At 64.1% G+C, this 24,202-nt stretch carries 19 protein-coding genes; 12 read left to right on the top strand and 7 right to left on the bottom strand.

Going from position 1 to position 24,202, the window contains the following annotated elements:
- Positions 1-75: 75 nt before the first annotated feature.
- On the bottom strand, positions 76-555 hold the full coding sequence (locus tag ACPW74_RS11995; protein WP_049637102.1) for a TlpA family protein disulfide reductase: 480 nt from the start codon (positions 553-555) through the stop codon (positions 76-78).
- 60 nt (positions 556-615) lie between these two features.
- On the opposite strand from ACPW74_RS11995, the gene arsC reads away from it, so the two are divergent.
- The 3 genes from arsC to ACPW74_RS11980 all read left to right on the top strand — a co-directional run bounded on the left by arsC (position 616) and on the right by ACPW74_RS11980 (position 2,656).
- A complete protein-coding gene (gene arsC / locus ACPW74_RS11990) occupies positions 616-966 on the top strand; it encodes an arsenate reductase (glutaredoxin) (RefSeq protein ID WP_049637103.1) in 351 nt (116 codons plus the stop codon).
- Positions 963-1,337, top strand: a complete 375-nt coding sequence (locus tag ACPW74_RS11985; RefSeq protein ID WP_049637104.1) for a DUF2069 domain-containing protein — start codon at positions 963-965, stop codon at positions 1,335-1,337. Before arsC ends, ACPW74_RS11985 begins: the two co-directional genes overlap by 4 nt.
- A gap of 248 nt (positions 1,338-1,585) precedes the next feature.
- On the top strand, positions 1,586-2,656 hold the full coding sequence (locus ACPW74_RS11980) for a linear amide C-N hydrolase (RefSeq protein WP_053093358.1): 1,071 nt from the start codon (positions 1,586-1,588) through the stop codon (positions 2,654-2,656).
- A gap of 37 nt (positions 2,657-2,693) precedes the next feature.
- On the opposite strand, the gene ACPW74_RS11975 is transcribed toward ACPW74_RS11980, so the two are convergent.
- Together ACPW74_RS11975 and ACPW74_RS11970 are read right to left on the bottom strand one after the other, a co-directional pair.
- Entirely contained in the window at positions 2,694-3,305 is a 612-nt protein-coding gene (locus tag ACPW74_RS11975) for an ACP phosphodiesterase (protein WP_049637105.1), read from the bottom strand.
- Positions 3,302-3,625: a hypothetical protein gene (locus ACPW74_RS11970; protein ID WP_049637106.1), complete on the bottom strand. Its 324-nt coding sequence runs from the start codon at positions 3,623-3,625 to the stop codon at positions 3,302-3,304. Before ACPW74_RS11970 ends, ACPW74_RS11975 begins: the two co-directional genes overlap by 4 nt.
- A 65-nt stretch (positions 3,626-3,690) precedes the next feature.
- On the opposite strand from ACPW74_RS11970, the gene ACPW74_RS11965 reads away from it, so the two are divergent.
- Positions 3,691-4,470, top strand: a complete 780-nt coding sequence (locus ACPW74_RS11965; protein ID WP_049637107.1) for an ABC transporter substrate-binding protein — start codon at positions 3,691-3,693, stop codon at positions 4,468-4,470.
- A gap of 58 nt (positions 4,471-4,528) precedes the next feature.
- Positions 4,529-5,659: a beta-aspartyl-peptidase gene (iadA, locus tag ACPW74_RS11960; protein ID WP_049637108.1), complete on the top strand. Its 1,131-nt coding sequence runs from the start codon at positions 4,529-4,531 to the stop codon at positions 5,657-5,659.
- A gap of 82 nt (positions 5,660-5,741) precedes the next feature.
- Here the strand turns inward: iadA and ACPW74_RS11955 are convergent, their stop codons facing one another.
- A complete protein-coding gene (locus ACPW74_RS11955; RefSeq protein WP_041215456.1) occupies positions 5,742-6,644 on the bottom strand; it encodes a lysine exporter LysO family protein in 903 nt (300 codons plus the stop codon).
- Positions 6,645-7,176: 532 nt separating this feature from the next.
- Here ACPW74_RS11955 and ACPW74_RS11950 point away from each other — a divergent pair.
- From ACPW74_RS11950 to ACPW74_RS11935, 4 genes are all read left to right on the top strand, one after another.
- Complete coding sequence (locus ACPW74_RS11950) at positions 7,177-7,947, top strand: ABC transporter ATP-binding protein (RefSeq protein WP_049637109.1); 771 nt, start codon at positions 7,177-7,179, stop codon at positions 7,945-7,947.
- 65 nt (positions 7,948-8,012) lie between these two features.
- On the top strand, positions 8,013-8,786 hold the full coding sequence (locus tag ACPW74_RS11945; RefSeq protein WP_010674268.1) for an ABC transporter substrate-binding protein: 774 nt from the start codon (positions 8,013-8,015) through the stop codon (positions 8,784-8,786).
- Positions 8,787-8,891: 105 nt separating this feature from the next.
- Positions 8,892-9,632 carry an ABC transporter permease gene (locus ACPW74_RS11940; protein WP_049637110.1) on the top strand — a complete coding sequence of 247 codons (741 nt, stop codon included), beginning with the start codon at positions 8,892-8,894 and terminating at the stop codon, positions 9,630-9,632.
- A 3-nt stretch (positions 9,633-9,635) separates the two neighbouring features.
- Positions 9,636-10,328: an ABC transporter permease gene (locus ACPW74_RS11935; RefSeq protein ID WP_049637111.1), complete on the top strand. Its 693-nt coding sequence runs from the start codon at positions 9,636-9,638 to the stop codon at positions 10,326-10,328.
- 57 nt (positions 10,329-10,385) lie between these two features.
- Here ACPW74_RS11935 and ACPW74_RS11930 read toward each other — a convergent pair whose 3' ends face one another.
- The 3 genes from ACPW74_RS11930 to ACPW74_RS11920 all read right to left on the bottom strand — a co-directional run bounded on the left by ACPW74_RS11930 (position 10,386) and on the right by ACPW74_RS11920 (position 14,979).
- Positions 10,386-11,027 (bottom strand): energy-coupling factor ABC transporter permease, encoded by a 642-nt coding sequence (locus ACPW74_RS11930; RefSeq protein ID WP_041215455.1) that lies wholly within the window; start codon positions 11,025-11,027, stop codon positions 10,386-10,388.
- 94 nt (positions 11,028-11,121) lie between these two features.
- Entirely contained in the window at positions 11,122-11,964 is an 843-nt protein-coding gene (gene pflA, locus ACPW74_RS11925) for a pyruvate formate lyase 1-activating protein (protein WP_010674272.1), read from the bottom strand.
- Between the two features lie 75 nt (positions 11,965-12,039).
- Positions 12,040-14,979: a sensor domain-containing phosphodiesterase gene (locus tag ACPW74_RS11920; RefSeq protein ID WP_425858114.1), complete on the bottom strand. Its 2,940-nt coding sequence runs from the start codon at positions 14,977-14,979 to the stop codon at positions 12,040-12,042.
- A 134-nt stretch (positions 14,980-15,113) separates the two neighbouring features.
- Here ACPW74_RS11920 and ACPW74_RS11915 point away from each other — a divergent pair, with 134 nt between their 5' ends.
- The 3 genes from ACPW74_RS11915 (at position 15,114) to pbpC (ending at position 24,198) form a co-directional block, all read left to right on the top strand.
- Positions 15,114-16,802: an FAD-dependent oxidoreductase gene (locus ACPW74_RS11915; protein ID WP_049637113.1), complete on the top strand. Its 1,689-nt coding sequence runs from the start codon at positions 15,114-15,116 to the stop codon at positions 16,800-16,802.
- Between the two features lie 177 nt (positions 16,803-16,979).
- Positions 16,980-21,824, top strand: a complete 4,845-nt coding sequence (locus ACPW74_RS11910; protein ID WP_049637114.1) for an alpha-2-macroglobulin family protein — start codon at positions 16,980-16,982, stop codon at positions 21,822-21,824.
- Positions 21,790-24,198 (top strand): penicillin-binding protein 1C, encoded by a 2,409-nt coding sequence (gene pbpC / locus ACPW74_RS11905; RefSeq protein ID WP_199252961.1) that lies wholly within the window; start codon positions 21,790-21,792, stop codon positions 24,196-24,198. Before ACPW74_RS11910 ends, pbpC begins: the two co-directional genes overlap by 35 nt.
- Positions 24,199-24,202: the final 4 nt, after the last annotated feature.

The following is a 24,202-nucleotide window of genomic DNA, read 5'->3' as shown; positions in this document are numbered from 1 at the left end:
GCAGGCTAAAATAGGGCCTTTCATCGGTTTCAACGCATCTTGATGATGAAGAAATGAGAGTGATGGATCGCTCTGCTATGGGGCGCTCGCCACGCGGCGTTTTATCTCGGCGAGCTTCTGCTCGTCCAGCTCCCCCACCAGGGTCTCCAGCAGCGTGCCCCTGGCATCGAGCAGATAGCTGGTGGGCAGCGCCCCGGGCCTTGGGAACGGGAGGCGGGCGTCGTCATCCGGGATCATCAGGGGAACCCTGATGGCGTGGCGCCGTGCCAGCTCGGTCAGTTCGGCGGGGGAGGCGGGGTCATAGTTGATGGCGATCACCCGGATCTGACCTTCCTGGTGCAATGTTGCCAGCAGGGGCATCTCCCGCAGGCAGGGGGCGCACCAGGGGGCGAAGTAGTTGACCAGCAGCGGCTTGCCACCGAGATCCGCGAGGCTGACCTTCTTTCCCGCGCCGTCGGTGAAGTCGGGTGCCGGGCTGCAGGCCCCCAGCAGGGTTGCCACAATCAGCCAACAGATCCGTTTCATTTCCATAGCCTTCCCGCTTACCCTGACCATCCGTTTCCCCTACAATAGCGCCATTTCTTGTCCCATCTTGCGATTAATCAGGGAGTTATCATGAGCGAGACCCAAATCTACCACAATCCGCGCTGCTCCAAGAGCCGTGAAACCCTGGCCTTGCTGGAACAGCACGGGGTCGCCCCCGAGGTGGTGCTCTATCTGGAGCAGGCCCCGAGCGAGGCACAGATCCGCACCCTCCTGAATCAGCTTGGCTTCACGGATCCCCGACAGCTGATGCGCACCAAGGAAGATCTCTACAAGGAGCTGGGGCTCGGCGAGGTGAGCGGCGATGACCTCATTCGTGCCATGCACCAGCACCCCAAGCTCATCGAGCGCCCCATCGTCATCAAGAACGGGCAGGCCCGCATCGGCCGTCCGCCCGAGCAGGTGCTGGAGATCCTCAAGTGAGCACCCGCTTCGCCCGTCTGCTGACCCTGGCCGGTTTTTTCGGCCTGCTGGCCTGGGTGCTGCTCTGGCACCTCTGGCTTTCGCCCCACCCGGATCTCGCCCCCTGGCTGTTGCCGGTGATCTGGACGGTGCCGCTGCTCTTCCCCCTCAAGGGCATAGTGCAGGGCAATCCCTACACCCACGCCTGGGGCAACTTCGTGCTGATGCCCTACTTCCTGCACGCCCTGACCATGATCACCACGGATGAGGGGGAGCGGTGGTTGGCGGTGGTGGAGCTGGTGCTCACCACCCTGGCGTTTGTGGGCACCATCTATTATGCCCGCCTGCGCGGCCGCGAGCTGGGGCTGAGTATCCGCAAGAAGGAAGGCTGAGCCCCTCCCTGTCCGCCTGCTGGCGGGCAGGGAATGTGTCTGAAATCGACGCAAGCCAGCGAATGGCATCTGGCGGTATCGCCCCGAAGTGGCTTGCTTATCTCTTTGATTAATTTATGGATATTGATCGCTGATTGGCAGGGAAGTGCCTCTGTTGGCAGATCTGTCACCTGGCTTGCCAGTCTCAGTCAGCCCCTGTTATGCAAAAAGGGGTATGCTTGTGTTTTCACCAGACTCGAGTGATCCATATGACAATCCTGCGTTCCCCCCTGTTGCACAAGACCCTGCTGGCCCTGACCTTCTCCCTCTCCGTCAGCTCCCTCGCCGATGCCTGTACCCGCGCCGTCTATCAGGGGGAGGGGGCGCTGGTGGTGACCGGTCGTACCATGGACTGGCGCAGCGCCATGCCGACCAATCTCTGGGCGCTGCCCCGTGGCATCGCGCGGGAAGGGGAGGCTGGTGCGCACTCCATGACGTGGACGTCGCGCTACGGCTCCGTGGTGGCGGCAGGCTTCGATGCAGGCACTGCCGACGGCATGAACGAGAAGGGGCTGGTGGCCAACCTCCTCTATCTGACCGAGTCCGAGTATGTGACCCCGAGCGACAAGGATCCGCGCAAGACTCTCTCCATCTCGCTCTGGGCCCAGTACGCGCTGGACAACTTCGCCACCGTGGCCGAGGCAGTCGCCGCCCTGTCGAAGGACGAGTTCTATGTGGTGACCACCCTGACCCCGGATGGCAAGCCGGGCCAGCTGCACCTCTCCCTCTCCGATGCGAGCGGCGATTCCGCCATCTTCCAGTACGTGGGGGGCAAGCTGCAGATCTACCACGACCGCAGCTATCAGGTGATGACCAACTCGCCGACCTTTGACAAGCAACTGGCCCTCAACGACTACTGGGAGGAGATTGGCGGTCTCACCATGCTGCCCGGCACCAACCGCTCGGCGGACCGTTTTGCCCGCGCCTCCTTCTACATCAAGACCCTGCCAAAGACCGACCAGGCCAACGAGGCGGTGGCCGGGGTAATGAGCGTGATGCGCAATGTCTCGGTACCCATGGGGATCAGCACCCCGGATCAGCCCAACATCTCCACCACCCTGTGGCGCAGCGTGGCGGATCAGCAGCATCGCCGCTATTTCTTCGAGCTGACCCATCTGCCCAACACCTTCTGGGTGAGCATGGACAAGCTGGATCTCACCGCGGGGGCCCCGGTGCGCAAGTTGCCCCTGACCGAGCAGCAGCTCTATGCGGGGGAGACGGCGGAGAAATTCGTCCCGGCCAAGGCGTTTCGCTTCCTGCCGGCCAGCCCCAAGGCCTGAGCGTCCCCCGATGACAACGCCCCGCTCGGGGCGTTTTTTATGGTGGGGATGAGGTGGCAGTGCGGTGGGCGGCGATCTGCGCCTCGCAAAAGCGCATCAGCTCCGGGTAGAAGTGCAGGAAGGCGTACTCGGCCTCGATCCAGCGAGCCTGATCCAGGGCGTGGAGCGCCTCCCCGAGCGGCACGGGGCGGCGCAGCCGACGACCGATGCCGTTGAGGGCCGCCCCCACCCCTTCCCGGTACAGGTAGGAGGCCAGCCAGTCCTGCTCGGCCATGTGCCGCAGGGCCATCGGCAGGCCCTGTGGCAGGCTGTGATGATCCAGGAGAAGTTGACCATAGCTCTGCGCCAGAAAGCGGGGCAGGGGGGCTGCGCTGAACCTCTGCCAGTGCTGGCTAAGCCAGTGATCGTAGAGCATGTCCACCACAATGTCGCCGAAGCGGCGCCAGGGGAGGGCGAAGCTCGCCACGGCGGCCCGATGGGCCGGGTGGGCATCGGTGAAGGCGTCTATCTTGCGGTGCAGCCAGATCCCCTCGTCGAAGTGGTCAGCCAGACCCGTCGGCAGCGGGCCCTTGATGAAGTCCCCCAGCAGGTTGCCGGTGAGGGATCTGCCGGTATGGGCCGCCAGATGGAGGTGGGCGAGAAAATTCATGGGATGGGGCTCGCGTGCCTGGGCGTGAACGGGTGATCCGAGCCTAACGAATCGTGGCCGGATTGACCATGGGCAGGATGTTTCATCCCCAAGTCCCCTTGCCGGGCAAATTTGAGGCGTGGTAAGGTGCTTGCCATCTTTGTCACAGGACGCGACAAATCACCATGATGCGCAAAGCCAGAGGCTTTTTTCTGGCCTTCTACTTCAAGCCTTTCTATCTCTCCGAGTGGTTCGACGAATAGGTCGAGGCCCCGGAGCAGTTCATTGACGCCCATGGCGGCGTAATCCAGCTCATCTGCAATTTGCCGTTTGTTGGCCATCGCTTACCTCTGCCTGCGATGCCTTGACCGCGCCTGTGCGCTTTTTATGTAATGGAGTACTCACGATGAAGACCACACTGACCCTGTCAGCCCTTGTTGCTGCCTGTCTGCTCGCCGCCCCCGTCACCGCCAAGGAGTGGAAGACGGTACGCTTTGGCGTGGAGGGGGCCTATCCACCCTTCTCATGGACCGATGCGTCCGGAGAGATCAAGGGATTTGACATCGATCTTGCCAACGCCCTGTGCCAGCAGATGGCCGTCAGGTGCGAACTGGTGGCCCAGGATTGGGACGGCATGATCCCGGCCCTGCTGTCGCGCAAGTACGACGCCATCATCGCTGCCATGTCGATCACCGACGAGCGGCGCAAGAAGGTCGACTTCACCGAGAAATATGCCCACATTCCCAACCGCTTCGTGGCGGCCAGGGGCACCGAACTGACGCTGACGCCGGAAGGGATGGCGGGCAAGCGCATCGGCGTGCAGCGGGCCACCACCCACGACAAGTACCTGACCGACAACTTCGGCTCCAGCGTCACCATAGTGCGTTACGGCAGTGCCGATGAAGCCTACCTCGACCTGAAGGCGGGACGGGTGCTGGCCCTGCTGGCAGACGCCTCGGCCATCGAACAGGGGTTGCTTGGCAAGGAAGGGGGCGACAAGTTCGACTATGTGGGGCCGGCCCTGACCGATCGTCAATGGTTTGGCGACGGCATGGGGATCGCGGTGCGCAAGGGGGATCAGGATCTCAGGGCCAGGCTGAACGACGCCATCAAGGCCCTGCGCGCCAACGGCAAGTATCAGGAGATCAACCGGAAGTACTTCAAGTACGATATCTATGGCGGTTGATGGGTAACAGTCGGAGGGAGCCTGCTCCCTCCTTTTTCATGCAGCAAGGAGAGACCCCATGTTGACCCTGATCGAGGGTGCGCAGATCCATAGTCCGGCCCCGCTCGGCCAGCAGGACCTGCTGGTGGCGGATGGCCGCATCGCCTGGATGGGCAAGGGACTGACGGTTCCGGCCGACTGGCCACTGACGCGGGTGGACGCTGGCGGCCGCTATCTGGTGCCCGGACTGGTGGACCCGCTCGCCCATATCACGGGAGGGGGCGGCGAGGGAGGCTTCGGCTTTCGCACGCCGGAGCTCTCGGCAAGGGAAGCTATGGCGGCGGGGGTCACCACGCTCGTGGCGGCGCTCGGCACCGACAGCCTGACCCGCAGCCCGGCCCAGGTGCTGGGGAAGGTGCGCGAGTTTCGCGCCGCCGGGGTGAGCGCCTTCATGTACACCGGCTCCTACCACCTGCCGGTCAAGACCCTCACCGGCACGGTAGAGTCGGACATCATGCTGATCCCCGAGGTGCTGGGGGTGGGGGAGGTGGCCATCAGCGATCACAGGTCCAGCGCCCCCACCCACGACGAGCTGGCGCGGCTGGCGAGCGAGGCGCGGGTGGCCGGGCTGTTGTCCGGCAAAAGTGGCGTCAGCTTCTTTCACCTGGGGGATGGCCGCGGGGCGCTGGCGCCCCTGCGGGCCCTGCGCGATGACACCGACATCCCGCTTCGCCAGCTCTACCCCACCCACTGCAACCGCAATCCCTGGCTCTTTGCCGAGGCCATCGAGTGGGGTCGGGCAGGTGGCTGGGTCGACCTCACCACGTCGAGCTTCCCGGATCTGCTGGATGACGGGGAGCGGCTCGCGGCCGACGCCCTGGTGGCGTTGCTGGCGGCGGGCGTGCCCGTGGATCGCATCAGCTTCAGCTCGGATGCCAACGCCAGTCTGCCGCGCTTTGACGGCGAGGGGCGGCTCATCGAGCTGCGCTGCGGCCAGATAGGGAGCCTGTGGCAGGAGGTGGTGGCGGCCTGCGGCAAGGGGGTGGCGCTGGAGACGGCACTGGCGGTAGTGACGGCCAATCCGGCCAGGGCGCTGGGGCTTGCGAGCAAGGGTACCCTGGGGGTAGGGCAGGATGCGGATCTGCTGCTGATCGATCCTGATACGTTCGCCATCGAGCGGGTGATGAGTGGGGGGCGGTGGCGCACCTGAATACCGGCGCTTGTCATCCAGCCCGCTCAGTTCATCAACAAAAAGCCCGGCAGCAGTGCCGGGCTTTGTCGTGCCATGGGGTTCAGATGGCGAGAAACCCCAGGATCAGAATGGGGCCGAGCAGGCTCAGGATAAAGCCGGAGACGATGGCCACCGGCACCACCTGGATGCCGCCGGATTTCTGGATGACAGGCAGGGTGAAGTCCAGCGCCGTCGCGCCGCCGTAGCCGATGGCGGCGCTGGGGTGGCGGCGCATCAGCACCGGGATGATGAGGATGGCGATAAGCTCGCGCCCCAGATCGTTGATGAAGGCGGCGGAGCCCAGCACCGGGCCCAGCTTGTCCGCTACCAGGATGCCGGAGAGCGAATACCAGCCAAAACTGGAGCTCATCGCGAGGCCATGGGCAAAGGGCATGCCGAGCAGCTGGGCGGCCAGCAGGCTGCCGAGCCAGCTGCTGAGGATGACGGTGAGCGCGATCTTCATGCCCCAGGGGTTGAGCAGGATCTGGCGCAGGCGCATGCCGGAGTTGCGCATCTGGATGCCGATGAGCAAGAGCAGCAGCATCAGGGCCCACTCGCTCAACTTGTCGATGGGCAGGGCGCGCAGGTCCACCACCAACCCCAGCAAGACGCCCCCCAGCACCACGAAACAGAGCTGGAGGGATTCCCACAACAGGTGCAGCTTGCTCGGCATCTTGCCGTCGCTGGCCTCGTGGGTGGGGGGGCTGCGTTTGTCCAGCCACCACAGGGCCAGCAGGTTGCAGAGGGTAATGGCGGCGAGCATCACCCCTGCCACCTTGAAGATCACTGCCAGGTTGCTGCCCAGGTTCTCCACATAGGCCAGTCCCAGCCCCATCAGGAACAGGATGAGGTAGACCATCTTGCCCAGGGACTGGTTGACCAGCTTGATCAGACGGGCGGAAGAGAGGGGAACCAGATAGCCGATCACGAGCGGCAGCAGGATCAGCAACACATTGAGCAACATCGGGGCCTCGATCACAAAACGTGGAAAAACGGCACCTTATCACGACTTGTTGCACCTGTGTCACGGATCTGTGCATCAGCATGGCCCATACGGGACTTTTTTATCATATTGTTGTGTTTTTTGATGACAGTCGGCTCTGTATGCAAACAGAGAAAGAGGGCCACATCACCTGAAAAATCAATTTCATCCCCATGAAATGACGAGAGAAGGGGAATCTGCCTGGATGAATAAAGTCCTTTTAGATGACATCTGGCGGATATGGTGAAATATGCTTGCTACCAGTGCGCTGCGGGTATAAAAGAGCGGTAGGGAAGGTGCGACAAAAAATGGATTTTATGCAGACAAAGTGCTGAAAAATACTCAATAGGCCAATAAAAATACAGATAAAACACCAAATACCTCGGTTCTGTATTGTTTTTTCACTACCTCAATGATATTTTCGCTGAAGGTTGCCATCGGTTAACGTTTTGTTAAATGGACGATGGTGGAGTCACGCCGAAGCGGCGTCTAGGGACAGACAAGGTTGTAATGGATGAGCGACGTTCCCGCACTGGAAGTTCGTGATCTGCACAAGTATTTTGGCACCCACGAAGTGCTCAAGGGCATCGATATGACGGCCCACAAGGGGGATGTGATCTCCCTCATCGGCTCCTCGGGTTCGGGGAAGTCGACCTTTCTACGCTGTATCAATCTGCTTGAAACCCCCTCATCGGGCAGCGTCTCCCTCCATGGGGAGTTGATCCGGATGAAAACCAGCCGTTCCGGCGAACGCCTGCCGGAAGACATGCGCCAGGTGGAGCGTATCCGCAGCCGGTTGGCCATGGTGTTTCAAAGTTTCAATCTCTGGTCCCACATGACCATCATGCAGAACATCATCGAGGTGCCCATCCAGGTACTCAAGGTGCCCCGTGCCGAGGCCATCGCCAAGGCGGAGCATCTGCTCAACCGGGTGGGGCTGTGGGAGCGTCGCGACTATTATCCCGGTCACCTCTCCGGCGGTCAGCAGCAGCGGGCCGCCATCGCCCGGGCGCTGGCGGTGGAGCCCGAGGTGATGCTGTTTGACGAGCCTACTTCGGCCCTCGACCCTGAACTGGTGGGGGAGGTCCTTGGCCTGATGCGCGAGCTGGCGGAAGAGGGGCGTACCATGATGGTGGTGACCCACGAGATGTCCTTCGCCCGCGACGTGTCGAACAAGGTGATGTTCCTGCACCAGGGGCGCGTGGAGGAGGAGGGCAATCCCAAGGAGATCTTCGCCCATCCCAAGTCGGAGCGATTCAAGCAATTCATCTCGTCCATCTATTGATGGACGGGATTCAATTTAAACCATCCGTACTTTCAACGATCGACGTGTTTATCAAGGAGAGATACATGAACAAGCTGATGCTGGCGACTGCCGTGATGACGGCCCTGTGTTCCGGTAGCCTGATGGCCAAGGAGTGGAAAGAGGTCCGGATCGGGGTGGAAGGGGCCTATCCCCCCTTCTCCTGGACCGAGCCGAGCGGCGAGGTGAAAGGCTTCGACATCGACATCGCCAACGCCCTGTGCGAAGAGATGAAGGTGAAGTGCACCCTGATCAAGCAGGACTGGGACGGCATCATTCCGGCGCTGCTGTCGCGCAAGTATGACGCCATCATCGCCACCATGGACATCACCGAAGAGCGCAAGAAGAAGGTGGACTTCACCCAGAAGTACCAGCACATCCCGGCGCGCTTCGCCGCCAAGAAAGGGACCGAGATCCAGCTCGACAAGGCCTTCATGGACGGCAAGACCATCGCCGTGCAGCGTGCCACCTCCATGGACACCTACATCACCGACAACTTCCCCAACGCCACCATCAAGCGCTACGGCACTGCGGATGAAGCCTACCTCGATCTGAAATCCGGCCGTGTCGACTACGTGATGGCCGACTCCGCCGCCATCAGCGACGGCCTGCTGAAGAAGGAAGGGGGCGATGCCTTCGAGTTCATCGGCCCGAAACTGACCGATCCCAAGTGGTTTGGCGAGGGTGCCGGCATCGCGGTGCGCAAGGCTGACAAGGATCTGAAAGAGAAATTCAATGCCGCCATCCTGGCCCTGCGTGCCAATGGCAAGTACAAGGAAATCAACGACAAGTACTTCGACTTCGACGTGTACGGCGAGTAAGCCGACGTCAGGCGAACAACGACAGGTTGATCCCGTCAGTAGTCATCGGGCCCGTTGCCTTCCGCTGGGAGTGACGGGCCCGATTGCGATGGAGCTGCATTGCATATGTTTGATTTGAAAGGATACGAAACCTCTCTGCTGGAGGGGGCCTGGATCACCCTGGAGGTGGCGCTCGCCTCCCTGCTGCTGGCCCTGGTGCTCGGCATGCTGGGGGCCTTGGCCAAGCTCTCTCCCTACAAGTGGGCACGCGGCATCGCGGCGGCCTACACCACCGTCATTCGCGGCATCCCGGATCTGGTGCTGATGATGCTGCTCTTCTTCGGCGGCCAGGTGCTCATCAACGGGATCTGCACCTGGGTCAACGAGGCCTACAACAACCACCTGCTGGCGAGCAACCCGAACCAGGAGTGGGTCTCCCTGCTGCCCGATTACATCGACATCAGCCCGTTTGCGGCCGGGGTCGCTACCATCGGCTTCATCTTCGGCGCCTACATGACCGAGACCTTCCGCGGCGCCATCCTGGCGGTGGACAAGGGAGAGCTGGAAGCCGCTCGCGCCTTTGGCATGCGGGCAACCCAGGTGTTTGTGCGGATCCTCTTCCCCCAGATGATGCGCCACGCCCTGCCGGGCTTTGGCAACAACTGGCTGGTATTGCTCAAAACCACGGCCCTGGTCTCCATCATCGGGCTCGATGACATGGTGCGAAAGGCGTCACTGGCGGCGGGCTCGACCCAGCAGCCGTTTACCTTCTACATGGCGGTGGCGTTGATCTTCCTGATCTTCACCGCGGTCTCGACCTCGGCGCTCAAGTGGGCCGAGCGTCACTACGCCATCAAGACGAGGTAAGCCATGGATTTCTCGATCATTCTCAAGGAGTGGCCCACCTACTGGGAGGGTCTCTATACCACCATCTGGCTGGTGGCCGCCTCGCTCATGCTGGGGCTCATGCTGGCGGTGCCCATGGGCATACTGCGCAACAGCCGCAACTGGTTGATCAAGGGGCCAATCTGGGCCTATATCTACTTCTTTCGCGGCACCCCGCTCCTGGTGCAGCTCTTCATCATTTACTACGGTGCCGCCCAGTGGGAGTGGCTCAAGAACAGTGCGGCCTGGACCCTCTTCTCGGAAGCCTGGTTCTGTGCCCTGCTGGCGTTCACTCTGAACACCGGCGCCTACACCGCCGAGATAGTGCGCGGCGCCGTGATGAACATGCCCAAGGGGCAAATAGAAGCGGCAAGCGCCTTTGGCATGACCCGCTGGCAGACCCTCACCCGCATCATCCTGCCCAACTCGTTTCGCCGTGCGCTGCCGGCCTACAGCAACGAGGTGATCTTCATGCTGCAGGGGTCGGCGGTGGCGGGCATCATCACCATCATCGATCTGACGGGGGCCGCGCGGATCATCAACTCCCGCTACTACAGCCCGTTCGAGGCGTTCCTGACCGCAGGTCTGCTCTACATGCTGCTCACCTTCGTCATCGTCTGGTTGTTCAAGAAGTGGGAAGCCCGCTGGCATGCCCACCTGCGCCCGCGCAGCGTCTGACTGCCAGCAGAGAAAAAGCCCGCAACTGCGGGCTTTTTTTATGGACTACGGGCAGGTTCAGCGCCCCAGGTACTCCCTGTCGAAGAAGGTGTTGACCCAGTGGGGGCGATAGACGGCGAGCAGGGTCATGGTCATGCCGTTGAGGAGCGCCTCGGGGAAGAGCAGCAGCGGCCAGATGGAGAGGTAGTCGGCGCTGATGGTGTGCCAGGAGTAGGTGCCGCTCACCCCCATCAGCAGGGCGCTGGCGATCACCTTGGCCGAGATGCTCAGCGCCCCCCCGAGAAATGCCGCCACGAACAGGTAGACGAAGAGGTGGCGAGGCAGCCAGGCCCAGCTCCCCAGAAACAGCAGCCAGCTGGTGGCCACCGGCAGGGCAACGCCGATGAGGGCCTGCCAGCCGATGTCGGCCAGGGGGATGACCCCGAAGTAAGCGAGGAGCAGCAGGGTGAGGCAGGGGGCGAGCAGGGCGAGGCGCCAGCCCAGCAACAGGGTCAGGCTGGTGAGGCCGAGAAAGTGGATCTCGAGCCCCTCGTGCAACCCGGCCCGCAAGGTCCACAGCGGTACCAGCACGATGGCGCCGCCGAGGCAAAGATGCTGATAGAGCGGGTGGGCGCCAAGGGTGCGCAGCAGGGAGGCGTTCAGACTGAAGGCGAGCAGCACCAGCCAGAGCAGGAGGGCGGCGACTTGTCCTTCACTCATGAGCGGTTCCCCCGGATGCGGCTGTCGTTGATGGCGCCGTGGCGAATGCCGGCGCAATGAAAAGAGGCCGCCCTCTGCCGGGCGGCCTCCTGTCTCAATACTTCACGTTGGGGTGATACTTGCCAAGGATGCCCTGGACCCTGTCCATGGTCTCCTTGCTGGGGGGCTTGATGCCGACCAGATCGTAGGTATCTCCCAGCACGTCCCACTTGTGCTTGCCAAGTTCGTGGTAGGGCAGCAGCTCCACCTTCTCGACGCACTCCCCCAGCTCGGCGATGAACTGGCCGAGTCCTTCTGCGCTCTCGTCATCGTCGGACCAGGTGGGCACCACCACGTAGCGGATCCACATGGTCTGACCGCGGGAGGCCAGGTAGCGGGCGAACTCCAGGGTGTACTTGTTGCTGACGTGGGTGAGGGGAATGTGCTTCTCGTCGTTGATCTGCTTGATGTCGAGCAGCACCAGATCGGTGTTGTCCAGCACCCGGTCGAGCAGCTCGTCGTAGTGACGCACGAAACCGTTGGTGTCGAGGCAGGTGTGGATCCCCTGGGCCTTGCAGGCGGTGAACAGTTCGGCGATGAACTCCTGCTGCAGCATGGCCTCGCCGCCGGAGGCGGTCACGCCACCGCCGGAGGCATTCATGAAGTGGCGATAGCTGGTGAGATCCTTCATCAGCTCGGGCACGGTGACCTCGCGGCCGCCCTGGGTGTCCCAGGTGTCCCGGTTGTGACAATACTTGCAGCGCATCAGGCAGCCCTGCATGAACACGATGAAGCGGATGCCGGGGCCGTCGACGGTCCCGCAGGTCTCGACGGAATGGATCCGGCCAATGATGTCGGTAGTGCCGGTGTCGCTGGCTTCAACGGTCGGGATCCGCTGCGTGCCGGGGGTGGCAGGTCCCTTGGATTCAACGGCGGGGATCCGGTTAATGACTGACATAGACGACTCCAATGGTGCGGACAAGGTTCGAGCGGTCGTTATTTTATGACAGAAAGCCCTATAAATCCTACCAGTTTAGCCCGCAGGGGTGGCACCCAGCAGGCTCTCCAGTGCCTTGACGGGGAGCGGCCGGCTGGTGAGGAAGCCTTGATAATGCTGGCATCCCAGGGCCTTGAGCACGGCGAGCTGCTCCTCTTCCTCCACCCCTTCGGCGGTGACGGTGAAACGAAACACCCGGGCGAGATCCAGGATGGCCTTGACGATGGCCTTGTCCTGTTCGCTGTGGACCAGGGTCTGGATGAAGCTTCTGTCGAGCTTCACCTCGTCGGCGGGCAGATCCCGCAGATAGGCCAGGGACGAGTAGCCCGTGCCGAAGTCGTCGATGGAGATGAGCAGGCCGAGGGCCTTGAGCTGGCGGATCCTGGCGATGCTCTCCAGCCGGTTTTCCAGCACCACGGACTCGGTGATCTCCAGCAGCAGGCGCGACGGGGGCACCCCGGTGTCCCGCAGTATGTACTCCACCTGCTGCACGAAACCGGCGGTGTGGAACTGGCGGGCGCTGACGTTGACCGACAGATGGGGGATGGCGAGACCGTTGTTGAGCCAGAAGCTGTACTGGGCGCAGGCGGTCTTCATCACCCAGTAGCCTATCTCCTGGATCAGGGTGGTCTCCTCGGCGATGGGGATGAACTCCCCGGGTGGCACCATGGTGCCGTCGGCCTTCTGCCAGCGCAGCAGCGCCTCTATGCCCGAGAGCGTGCCGTTGTCGACCCGGTATTGGGGCTGGTAGTGCAGCACCAGCTCGTTGTTGCGCAGGGCATCGCGCAGCTGGTTGTTGAGAGAAAGCTTGCTCTTCTCTTTTTCCGCCATGGCTTCACTGAAGAAGATATGGTTGCCCTGGCCCGCGCGCTTGGCCATGTGGACGGCGGTATCGGCCTGCTGCATCAGGACAAGGTGATCCTTGTCGTCATCGCTGAACAGGCTGATCCCCACGGAGGCGCTGCAGTGCAGCTTGTGATCGCCGATGTCGAAGGGGGCACGGAAGATCCCCATCAGCTCCCGGGCAAAGTGCTCCGCCAGGATCTTGGCGGTGATATAGCCCTGGCCCAGTGCCGTGAAGAGCAGGGCAAATTCGTCACCCGAGGTGCGGGCGAGCACCAGGTTCTCCTGGGGCAGGGACTTGAGTCGCACCACCACGGCCTGGAGCAGCAGATCGCCGCAGGCGTGACCGAGGGAGTCGTTGATGGATTTGAAGTTGTCCAGATCCAGCAGCAGCAGGGCCCCCCACTGACCACTCGGGGCCTGCAGGGTGCGCTGCATGATGTCGGTCAGGCTGCGCCTGTTGTAGAGATCGCACAGGTCGTCGTAGTAGGCGAGGCGCTCGATGTGGCGGGCGGTCTCCTTCTCCTGGGTGATGTCGTGGAAGCTGCAGACGAAGTGGCTGATCTCCTCCTCCTCGTCCTTGACCCCGCTCACCATGAGCCGCACCGGGAAGAGGTGTCCCTCCCTGTGCAGGCATTGTTCCTCCCCGAGCCAGTATCCCTGCCGGTTGACCGCCGCGATCACCTCCTCCTTGAGGGTGTCGCCATAGTAGGTGGGCCTCAGGGCGTCGATGTGCAGGCCCAGCATCTCCTCGCTGGCAAAGCCGGTGATACGGCTGAAGGAGGCATTGACCTTGAGGATGATGCCCCCGTGATCCATCACCAGCAGGCCGTCGTGGGTGTTGAAGGCCACTTCGGCCAGGCGCAGGGCATCGTCATTGGCCAGGCGCTGCAACTCGCTGGCGGCCCGCTCGCGCTGTTCGTAGAGGACGTCCAGCAGGGGCGCGGGATCGGCCAGGGGGGTGGCGAGCAGCAGGGTGAGCTGCCCCAGGGGGAGACCGTTTGGCCCCGGGAAGGGGATGCCGACATAGGCCTTGGCGTCGAGGGCCTGCAGCAGGCTGGACTGGGGATAGCGCAGGGCCAGATCTTCCACGTAGAGACTCTGCCCGTGCTGGAAGATCTCCCGGCCCGGGCCGATGTCCATGGGCATGGGTTTGACGACGGCGAAGGCATCCCCCTCGACCACGCAGCGGGGAATGAGCCAGAGATCCTGACCGCGAGGCTGAAACTCGCCGATCCAGCCCCTGTGGGCACCGCTCAGGCCCATGGCCCAGCGCAGCAGGGCGCGGCAGTAATCGTTGCCGGTCAGGTTGGCAAGCCCGGGTGGGGGCGCGAGGTCCGGGGCGTCGGTCGCCACGGGGTCCGGCTGCCAGTGGCCGAGCAAGCGGGCGCAATGACGCACCAGTTGCAGGGTGTCATCGCTGATGAGGGTGCTCTCGGCATACTCCAGGCTGAGCACGCCGATGAGCTTCTCCTGCTCCAGCAAGGCGCCGTCCAGGCGGGAGCAGACATTGGCATCGGCCAGATAGTAGTGCTGGCTCAGCATGGGCTGGTGGGCCGCCTCCGAGAAACTCAGGGCGCCCCGGGCGCGCAGGGCCCGGATGTAACGGCTGTCTCCGCGAATGGCACCGAGCGAGTCCACCCCCAGGGTGAACACCGGGGTCAGCTGTTCGCCGCCAAGGGCGCCATGGGCCTGGTAGTGCCAGAGGATCAGGCGATCGGCCCCCAGGCACTCCTTGAGGCTCTCCAGCATGGCGTCATACTGCAGCTGGCTGGCCATCTGGCTCAGGCGCGGCAGTTGCAGGGACAGGCTGGCGGCGCTCTCCTGGGACTGGGTCTGCAGGCAGATGAGCCAGAAGGCGTCCTGCTCGTGGGAGAGGGAAATGTGCCAGAGGAGGGCGTCAAAGCACAGCACCAGCTTGCCCCCCTTGCCGCTGGCCAGCCGCTGCTCGATGGGCTGGCGCAGGGCGTCCGGCAATTGGGCCGGCCAGGCACTGCGGGGCTCGTCGAGCCAGTGGAGCGGCGTCTGCATCACATCGGTCAGGGCGACCAGCCGTTGACTACGGGTATCCAGGCGGAAGAACAGGGGCGCCTGGCTGGCGGTCGGAAGATGGCTGAGCGCGGTAGACGACATGAACTGACACTATCCTGTTGAGCAATTGTCGGAGGGCAAGAATACTGCAAATCCGTGGCAAACAAAATTTCATTGAATTCTAAATTAGATAAGTCTAATTTATTGGTCATTTCCTGTTGAGTGGAGTCTTGCAGATGAAACGGATCCTGATTGTGGGTGGTGTGGCCGGGGGAGCGTCCGCCGCCGCCCGTGCCCGCCGTTTGAGCGAAGAGGCGGAGATCGTGATGTTCGAGCGGGGCGAGTTCGTGAGTTTCGCCAACTGCGGTCTGCCTTATCACATCGGGGGGGATATCCCGGATCGGGATGCCCTGCTGCTGCAGACACCGCAGAGCTTCAAGCGCCGGTTCAACGTGGATGTGCGGGTGTTTCACGACGTCATCGAGATAGACAGGGCCGGCAAGAGCCTGCTGGTGCGCAACCTGCTGACCGGCGAAGAGCGGCGCGAAGCCTACGACGTGCTGCTGCTGAGCCCGGGCGCTGCCCCCATCCGGCCTCCCTTCCCCGGCATCGACAGCCCGGGGGTACACACCCTGCGGAGCATTCCCGACATGGATCGCATCCTGGCGGCGCTGGCGCACGACAAGCCCCGCCACGTCACCGTGGTGGGGGGCGGTTTCATCGGGCTGGAGATGATGGAGGCGCTGCACCAGCGCAAGCTGGATGTCACCCTGCTTGAGCTCTCCGATCAGGTGATGGCGCCGGTGGATAAAGAGATGGCCAACCTGCTCCATGCCCGTATCCGGGAGGAGGGCATCGATCTGCGCCTGCGCACCGGCCTCGCTACCATCGAGAGCCTGGAGGTGCCTGCCGAGAAGACCGCCGCCGTGGCGACCGCCCAACGGGGTGGACTGCGCCTGACCCTGAGCGACGGCTCTCATCTCGACACCGGCCTGTTGATCCTCGCCATCGGCGTCAAGCCCGAGACCCTGCTCGCCGCCAAGGCGGGGCTGGTGCTGGGACCGCGGGGCGGCATCAAAGTGGATGCCGGGATGCGTACCTCGGATCCCTTCATCTTCGCGGTGGGGGACGCGGTGGAGGAGACCGACTTCGTCACCGGCGAGTCCGTGCTGATCCCGCTGGCGGGCCCCGCCAACCGCCAGGGACGCATTGCCGCCGACAACATGCTGGGGCGAAGCGAAACCTACAAGAAGACGCAAGGAACCGCCATCTGCAAGCTGTTCGATCTGGCGGTGGCCAGCACCGGCCTCAATGAGAAGCGGCTGGTGCAGTTGGGATTGCCGTTCGAGAAGGTCTATGTCCACCCGGGCAGCCACGCCGGCTATTATCCCGGCGCCCACCCGGTCAGCCTCAAGCTGCTGTTTGCCCCCGATGGCAAGATTTACGGCGCCCAGGCCATCGGTAAGGATGGCATCGACAAGCGCATCGACGTGCTGGCGGTGGCCCAGCGCGCCGGTCTCACCGTGTTTGATCTGCAGGATCTGGAGCTCACCTATGCGCCGCCCTTTGGCTCGGCCAAGGATGTGATCAACATGGCCGGGTTCGTGGCGAGCAACCACCTGAAGGGGGACACCCTGCTCTGCCACGCAGCCGAGGTGCAGGCTCGCCACCCCCATCAGCAGGTGGTGGATGTGCGAAACGGCCCCGAACTTGACAAGCTGGGGCGCATTCCGGGGGCGCTGCACATTCCTCTGGACGAGCTGCGCAGCCGTCTTGATGAGTTGCCCAAGGATAAAGAGCTGCTCATCAGCTGCCAGGTGGGACTGCGGGGTCACGTGGCCTGCCGCCTGCTGAGCCAGCACGGTTTTCGGGTCAAGAACCTCTCCGGCGGTTTCAAGACCTGGCAGACGGTGATCGCCGAGTAGATCCTCCAGGCTGAAATGGCCCGATTGATCACTCTGTATGCAAACGGGCCACTCCAGTGAGTGGCCCGTTTCTTCATCAGGGGCCGATGCCGCCCGACATGGCAGTTGGTGTTCCCGGGAGTGACGCTTTATTCTATTGGCTCCTGCGCTGCGGCGATCCAACCCGGGATGAACACCATGCACCTCTCTCTCTCCTGCCCCGTGACTCGTCTTCCCCGTGTGGCCTGGCTGGCGGCGCTGCTGCTGGCTGGTTGCGGCCCCGACAAGCCTGTCAGCCAGGAGCCGACGACTGACCCGATGGCCCGGCAGGAGGCGGGGGCGCCCGCCTCCGTGGTGCAGGCCAATGCCCGCCAGTATCGGGATGCCCCGGCGCTGGCGCTGGTCTTCTCCGGCCCATTGGCGCCCAAGGCAAACTGGCAGAGCTGGCTTTCTGTGAGTGAAGGGGGCAAGCAGGTGCAGGGGGAGTGGATCCTCGCCGACGATGGCCGCACCCTCTATTTCCCGAACGTGCAACCCGACAAACGCTACGAGGTGAGCCTCAAGGCTGGGCTGGGCCCATCCCCCCAGCGCTGGACCCTCAAGACCCGGCCGCTGGAGGCGGGGGCCTCCTTTACCGCGAGCGGCATGGTATTGCCGCTGCGCGACGAGCTGCGCCTGCCCATCAGCGCGGTCAATGTGGACGAGGTCAATATCGACTTCTTCCGGGTCGATGCGGAGTATCTGCCCCGTTTCCTGGCCGAGTATCGCCCCGGTGCCGGCATGGGCAACTGGGAGCTTGAGCAGATCACCAAGCGGGCCAAGCGGGTGTTCAGCGGCCGCTATGCGCTGGAGCTCGATGCCAACCGGCGCGAGACCCGCCTCATCAATGTGAAGGAGCCGCAGCTGGCGGAGGCCGGCGTCTACTTTGCGGTGATGTCGCCCCTTGGCAACTACGACTGGCGCAAGGAGACCACCTACTTTGCGGTGAGCGACATGGGGCTCAGTGCCCGCCGTTACCGCGATGAGCTGGAGGTGTTCGTCAGCTCCCTGGCCAGCGCCGACCCCCTCAAGGATGTGCAGCTCTCCCTGCTCGACCAGAAGGGCAACCGGCTGCAGGTGCAAACCACCGACCCCCAAGGTCATCGCCGCTTCGATCAGGTGCAGGGGGCTCGCCTGCTGCTGGCCGAGCAGGGCAACCATCTGGCGGTGCTGCGCCTCGATGGCGCGGCCCTCGATCTCTCCACCTTCGATCTCGGCACCCAGCCCTGGCAGGCCCAACAGCTCTATCTGTTCAGCGGGCGCGATCTCTATCGCCCCGGCGAGCGGCTCGACAGCGAGATCCTGCTCAAGGGGCAGGATGGCCAGCTGCTGCCGGGCATGGCGGTGGAGCTGGAGGTGAAACAGCCGGACGGCCAACTGCTCGAACAAAAGCGCCTGCTGCCGGACAATTTGGGCGCGGCCCACTACGGCCTGCATCTGCCGGAGGATGCGCCGCTCGGGCGCTGGACCATCAACCTCAAGACTGCCGCCGGTAGCCGCTTCGAGTGGCCTTTTCTGGTGGAGGAGTTTCTGCCGGAGCGGCTGAAACTGCAGCTTGGCAAGGGGCCGGATGGGGAAGTGACGAGTCTGGACGCCGCCCTCACTCTGCCGCTGCAAGGGGACTATCTCTACGGCGCACCAGCCAGTGCCACCAAGGCGAAGGCGGAGGTGAAGTTAAGCCGCGCCACCATGCCCTTTACCCAGTGGCAGGAGTTCACGCTGGGTGACGTGCTGCTCGCCGAGCAGGCCAGGGATCTTGAGCCGCGGAGTCTCACCCTGGATGCGCAGGGGCAGGGGACTTTTTCGTTAGCTGATGAGCTCGACGGGGTGCGCGCCCTCGGGCCGCTGGAGGTGGCTTATCGGGTGTCGCTCTCCGAACCCGGTGGCCGCGCCGTCAACCGCAGCCGTACCCAGTATGGCTGGCCCGCGGGCAGCCAGTGGCCTGCGCTCAAGGCCGACTTCGTGGCGGAGCGGGTGGAAGGGGGCAAGCCGCTCCCCTTCCAGATCCTCAACCTCGATGCGCAAGGCCAGCCGGTGGCGGGGGCGGTGAAGGTGCGCCTCATCAACGAGTACCGCGACTACTACTGGCACTACGCCGATGGGGAGGGGTGGAAGTACGAGTTCAACAGCCAGCCCTATCTGGAACAGGAGCAGACCCTGCAGCTGGATGGCAAGGGGCCGACCCCGCTCACGCTGCAACTGGCGGCGGGCTGGTATCGATTGGAAGTGGAGAACAGTCAGGGCCATCAATCGAGCCTGCGGGTGGAGATAGGCAGTTACGCTTGGGGCGGCGGTGGGGAGCAGGCACGGCCCGACAAGATTGCCATCACTCTCGACAAGCGCGCCTATCAGGCGGGTGACAAGGCCAAAGTGACCCTGGTGGCCCCGCGCCCCGGCAAGGGGTTGCTGCTGGTGGAAGATGGTGACGGCCTGCGCTGGTGGCAGCGCATCGAGCTCAAGGGGGCCGGCAACGATGCCAAGGATGCCCGAGGCGAATTCGAGATCCCGGTCAGCCCCGAGTGGCAGCGCCATGACCTGCATATCTCGGCCCAGATCGCCGCGCCAGACAGTGACTCAAAGCCGGTGAGCCAAAAGAGTGTGCAGAGCCTGCGCTCGGTCGGGCTGGTGCCGTTCACCCTGGATCGGGAAGCGCGCCGTCTGCCGCTTACCCTGAGCGCGCCGGACAAAGCGGTGCCGCTCACCCGGCTGGAAGTGACCGCCACCTCCACCCCCAACAGTCAGGGCCGCGTGGTGCTGGCGGCGGTGGATCGGGGTGTGCTCAACATCAGCGATTATCAGCCGCTCGACCCGTTCGAGATCTTCTTTGGCCGCAAGCGCTTCGCGCAAGATTTGTTCGACAACTACGGCCAGGTGATCCCGCCGCAGGATGGCAAGCTGGCTCGCCTCAACTACGGGGGTGACCGGGCGCCGCTGAAAAAGGGCGGCGCGCTGGAGAGCCGGGTCGAGATTGCCGCGCTCTGGAGCGGCGAGGTGAGTTTTGATGAGAGTGGCAAGGCGGTGATCCCGCTCGAGCTGCCCAACTTCAACGGCGAGCTGGCGCTGATGGCGCTGGCCTGGAACGAACAGCAGGTCGGTGAGGCCGAGCGCGCCGTCAAGGTGGTGGCGCCCTTGGTGGCCGAGATTGGCTGGCCGCGCTTTGGCGCCAGAGGGGATGAGACCCGGGCCCTGGTGCAGCTGCGCAACATGAGCGGCGAGGATCAGACCCTCTCCCTTGTCTGGACCCTCAATGGCGGGCTCAAGGCAAACGGCGAGCTGCCCGGCACCCTGTCCCTTAAAAATGGCGAGGAGCAGTGGTTGACCCTGCCGCTCACCGTGACCGGGGCGAGCGGCGTGGCAAGCCTGCAGTTGGCGGCTAGCGGCAAGGATTTTGCCATCAGCCGCGACTGGACTTTGCCGCTGCGATCCCCCTGGCCGGCCGAGACTCGCCAGCGCTACCAGATGCTGGCCCCCGGCCAGCAGATGAGCTTTGCGCCAGCTGAGCTGGCCGGACTGGATCGTGCCAATCTGCAGGGGCTGCTCAGCCTCTCCGGCACTCCCCCCTGGGATCCGGCAGCCCAGTGGCAGGTGCTGGCTGACTACCCCTATGCCTGTCTGGAGCAGACCCTGTCCCGTGCCTGGCCTTACTTGCTGACCACGGCCGATGAGCGGGCTTTCTGGCGCAAACCCGCAGAGGGCAAGAAAGCGGCGAGTGAGGCGGATGTGCAACGCGCCCTGCTGCAACGGCTGCAGCGGTTGCAACTGCCCAGCGGCGGCTTTGGCCTCTGGGATGGTCGCTCCGACGAGGAGCAGTGGCTCACCGCCTATGCCGCCGATTACCTGCTGGCGCGCAAGGAGGCGGGTGACGCAGTGCCGGAGGCGATGCTCAATCAGGCGCTGAACCGGCTGCAAAGCTATCTCACCGACAGCCAGTATGGCGAGCGCTGGAGCAGTGCCCCCGAGCACAGCCGGCTGGCCTATCAGTCCTACAGCGCCTATGTGTTGGCCCGGGTGGGCAAGGCCCCACTTGCTACCCTGCGCCTTATCTGGGAGCAGCAGGCCGATCACGCCCGCTCCGGTTTGCCGCTCTTGCACCTCTCGCTGGCCCTCTCGGCCATGGGGGATGAGCAGAGTGCCGCCAAGGCCCTCAGTCGGGCATTGGCGACCGAGCGCGGTGATGACTATCTGGGTGATTACGGCTCGCCGCTGCGCGATCAGGCCCTTGAGCTCTCCTTGCTGCGCCAGCACAAGCTGGCTGTGGAGCGCTGGCCGGCCCTCAGTGCCAAGGTGGCAGATACCCTGGCTCACCGTCAGTGGCTCAGCACCCAGGAGCGGCTCGCCCTGTTGCGACTCGCCCGCGTCGATCCGGCCGTCGACTGGCAGGCCAGGGTAACTTCCTCTCTTGGCAGTGGATCCCTGAGCGGTTCGGCTCCGCTGCAGCAGGGCACCCCCGAGGCACTGGCCGCGAGCGCCGTCACCAACGAGGGCAAGGGCTCCCTCTATGTGCAGCGCACCTTGATCGGTTACCCCGAGCAGGCTCCTACCCGGTTGAGTCAGGGGATAAGCGTGACCCGGAGCTGGTTCAACAGCGATGGTCAACCGTTTGATCCCGCCAAGGTGAAGGTGGGCGATCTGGTGGTGGTGCGGCTCAATGTCAGCAGTGAATCGGCGGTGCCCGATGCCCTGCTGGTGGAGATGGTGCCCGCTGGCTTCGAGCTGGAGAACCCGGCCCTTGGCAATAGCATCAAGCTCGAAGAGCTCTCCATCGAGGGGAAACCGGCGTGGCAGAGCGAGTGGAACGACTACCTCAAGCATCAGGAGTTTCGCGATGACCGCTACACGGCGGCGCTGGATCTGAGCGCCGGGAGCAACCAGCAACTGGTCTACCTGATGCGGGCGGTGACGCCGGGTCGCTATCAGGTGCCGCCGACCCAGGTGGAGGATATGTACCGCCCCGAGCTGCGGGCTGTGGGTGAGGATATCCACGAGGTGCGTATCTCTGAGTAACAAACCCTCCCTTGAGCGGGTTCGCCCGCTCACTTTCTGGCAGCGTGGCTGGCTGAGCCTGGGTCGCACTGGCCGCGCTGGCTGGCGCTGGTTTGGTGGCCTGCCACGCTGGCTGCGCTTTTCGGTGCTGGGGGTTGTGGCACTGCTCCTGTCATTGCTGGCGCTGGATCGACTCTTCCCGCCGCCGCCACTCGACCCTGCCTACGCACGGGTGGTGCTCGACATGAAGGGGCGACCGCTGCGCGCCTTTGCCGATACCAGCGGCGTGTGGCGCTACCCCGTGACGCTGGAGCTGGTCTCCCCCCGCTATATCGAGGCGCTGCTGGGCTACGAGGATCGCCATTTCTGGCGTCATCCCGGAGTCAATCCGGTGGCCATGGTGCGTGGGGTCTGGCAGTGGCTGCGCTACGGGCGCGCCGTGTCGGGCGGCTCGACCCTCACCATGCAGGTGGCCCGCCTTATCGAGCCTTACCACAGGAGCGTGCCCGGCAAGCTGCGTCAGATGGCGCGTGCGCTGCAGCTGGAGTGGCACCATGACAAGCGCACCCTGCTTACCGTCTATCTGAACCGGGCGCCGTTTGGCGGCAACCTGGAGGGGGTACAGGCGGCAAGTTTTGCCTATCTCGGCAAGAGCGCCGCCAAGCTGACCCATGCCGAGGCGGCGCTCTTGGCAGTGCTGCCCCAGGCCCCCAGCCGCAACCGGCCGGACCGGCATCCCGAACGGGCTCGCGCGGCTCGCGACAAGGTGATGCAGCGGCTGGTGGCGCAGGGGGTCTGGCCCGAACAGGTTTGGCTGGAGGGACGCATCGAGCCTGTGCTGGCCCGCGGTCACTTCACGCCGATGGAGGCGCCGCTCTTTGCCCGCCTCGCCGCCGACCATCAGGCCGGGGCCCTGGTGCATACCACCATCGACGGGGATCTGCAGCGCTGGCTGGAGGGACGGGTGGCAAGCTATATCCGCCGCTTCCCCGAGCAGACCTCAGCGGCGTTGCTCTTGGTAGATAACAAAACCATGGCGGTGCGCGCCTATGTGGGCAGCGCCGAGTATGGCAATTTGCGTCGCCACGGTTACCTCGACATGGTGCAGGCGATCCGCTCTCCCGGCTCCACCCTCAAGCCCTTCATCTACGGTCTGGCGATGGACGAAGGGTTGGTGCACTCGGCCTCCCTACTCTCCGATGCGCCAAGGCTGGGCTCGGACTATCGCCCCGCCAATTTCTCTGGCGCCTTTCAGGGACCGGTAACCCTGGCCCAGGCGCTGCAGCAATCCCTCAACGTGCCGGCGGTGCAGGTGCTGGAGGCGCTCGGGCCGGACAAGCTGGTCAGCCGGCTCGACAACGCCGGGGTGCGGCTGGCGCTTTCCGACAAACCCAATCCGGCCATTGCGCTCGGGGCGGCGGGCATTCGGCTTGAGCAGCTGGTGGCGCTCTACAGCGCACTGACCCGGCAGGGGCAGGTGGCGATGCCGGTCTGGCTGGCGGGGCAGCAGGCGGTGTCGCGCCCCTTGCTGAGCCCGGGGGCCGCCTGGATCATCTGGCAAATATTGAGCGCGCAGGGACGGGCGGACCAACCCTTTGCCAGCGAGGCGACCGGCCGGGTCAACCGACTGGCCTGGAAGACCGGCACCAGCTATGGCTATCGCGACAGCTGGGCGATGGGGGTCTCCGGCCGCTGGACCATCGGCGTCTGGCTTGGGCGCCCCGATGGCACCCCCATGCCCGGTTTTTACGGCCAGAGCGCGGCGGTGCCGCTGCTGCTCTCTGTCTACTCGCGGCTCTCGGACAACAGCCCCCTGCCGGCACAACCCAACACGGTGAGCGAAGCGGAGATCTGCTGGCCCCTGGGACGCAAGGCCAGCGCGACCCTGCCTGAAGCCTGTTTGCAGCGTCAGAGCGCCTGGCTGCTGGAAGTGCGGGATCCTCCCACCTTGCCGGATCCCATGGACTGGCCCTCGCCGCTGCGCCAGGTCGCACTGACCGCTGCGGGCAAGCCGACGCTGACCCGCTGCCACGATGCGGCACAATCCGCTTTTCGAGCGCTCTGGCCGCTGTCGCTGGAGCCGTGGCGCTCACCGGGCGAGCGGCGTCAGGCGCTGCTTGCCAGGGGCTGCGCGGGGGAGGGGCAGAGCGCCGAGCAGCAGGCCCCCATCCGCATCCTGGCACTGGGGGAGGGCAACCTTATCCGCAGTCAGCGCTATCGGTTGCAGCCCAGGGTGCTGGGCGGTGTCGGCAAGCCGGCATGGTTTCTCAACGGCCAGCGGCTGCGCTGGGACGGGGATCAAGTAGTGAGCAAGGCGGGCCGCTATCAGCTGGTGGTGGTGGACGAGGCGGGCAACAGCGATCGCATCGAGTTTCGGCTGGAAAACCCCTCCTGAGGGC

Origin of the sequence: Aeromonas sp. INTO2 (genome assembly GCF_049860605.1) — a bacterium.
GTDB classification, from domain to species: domain Bacteria; phylum Pseudomonadota; class Gammaproteobacteria; order Enterobacterales; family Aeromonadaceae; genus Aeromonas; species Aeromonas caviae.
Note: the sequence above shows the minus strand (reverse complement) of the source record. Positions and strands in the feature narration are given on the sequence as shown.

Bases quoted from the DNA above. Each gene is read 5' to 3' on its own strand.
- ACPW74_RS11995 (WP_049637102.1), bottom strand. From the start codon at position 555: ATGGTCAGGGTAAGCGGGAAGGCTATGGAAATGAAACGGATCTGTTGG.
- arsC (WP_049637103.1), top strand. From the start codon at position 616: ATGAGCGAGACCCAAATCTACCACAATCCGCGCTGCTCCAAGAGCCGT.
- ACPW74_RS11980 (WP_053093358.1), top strand. From the start codon at position 1,586: ATGACAATCCTGCGTTCCCCCCTGTTGCACAAGACCCTGCTGGCCCTG.
- ACPW74_RS11975 (WP_049637105.1), bottom strand. From the start codon at position 3,305: ATGAATTTTCTCGCCCACCTCCATCTGGCGGCCCATACCGGCAGATCC.
- ACPW74_RS11970 (WP_049637106.1), bottom strand. From the start codon at position 3,625: ATGGCCAACAAACGGCAAATTGCAGATGAGCTGGATTACGCCGCCATG.
- ACPW74_RS11965 (WP_049637107.1), top strand. From the start codon at position 3,691: ATGAAGACCACACTGACCCTGTCAGCCCTTGTTGCTGCCTGTCTGCTC.
- iadA (WP_049637108.1), top strand. From the start codon at position 4,529: ATGTTGACCCTGATCGAGGGTGCGCAGATCCATAGTCCGGCCCCGCTC.
- ACPW74_RS11955 (WP_041215456.1), bottom strand. From the start codon at position 6,644: ATGTTGCTCAATGTGTTGCTGATCCTGCTGCCGCTCGTGATCGGCTAT.
- ACPW74_RS11950 (WP_049637109.1), top strand. From the start codon at position 7,177: ATGAGCGACGTTCCCGCACTGGAAGTTCGTGATCTGCACAAGTATTTT.
- ACPW74_RS11945 (WP_010674268.1), top strand. From the start codon at position 8,013: ATGAACAAGCTGATGCTGGCGACTGCCGTGATGACGGCCCTGTGTTCC.
- ACPW74_RS11940 (WP_049637110.1), top strand. From the start codon at position 8,892: ATGTTTGATTTGAAAGGATACGAAACCTCTCTGCTGGAGGGGGCCTGG.
- ACPW74_RS11935 (WP_049637111.1), top strand. From the start codon at position 9,636: ATGGATTTCTCGATCATTCTCAAGGAGTGGCCCACCTACTGGGAGGGT.
- ACPW74_RS11930 (WP_041215455.1), bottom strand. From the start codon at position 11,027: ATGAGTGAAGGACAAGTCGCCGCCCTCCTGCTCTGGCTGGTGCTGCTC.
- pflA (WP_010674272.1), bottom strand. From the start codon at position 11,964: ATGTCAGTCATTAACCGGATCCCCGCCGTTGAATCCAAGGGACCTGCC.
- ACPW74_RS11920 (WP_425858114.1), bottom strand. From the start codon at position 14,979: ATGTCGTCTACCGCGCTCAGCCATCTTCCGACCGCCAGCCAGGCGCCC.
- ACPW74_RS11915 (WP_049637113.1), top strand. From the start codon at position 15,114: ATGAAACGGATCCTGATTGTGGGTGGTGTGGCCGGGGGAGCGTCCGCC.
- ACPW74_RS11910 (WP_049637114.1), top strand. From the start codon at position 16,980: ATGCACCTCTCTCTCTCCTGCCCCGTGACTCGTCTTCCCCGTGTGGCC.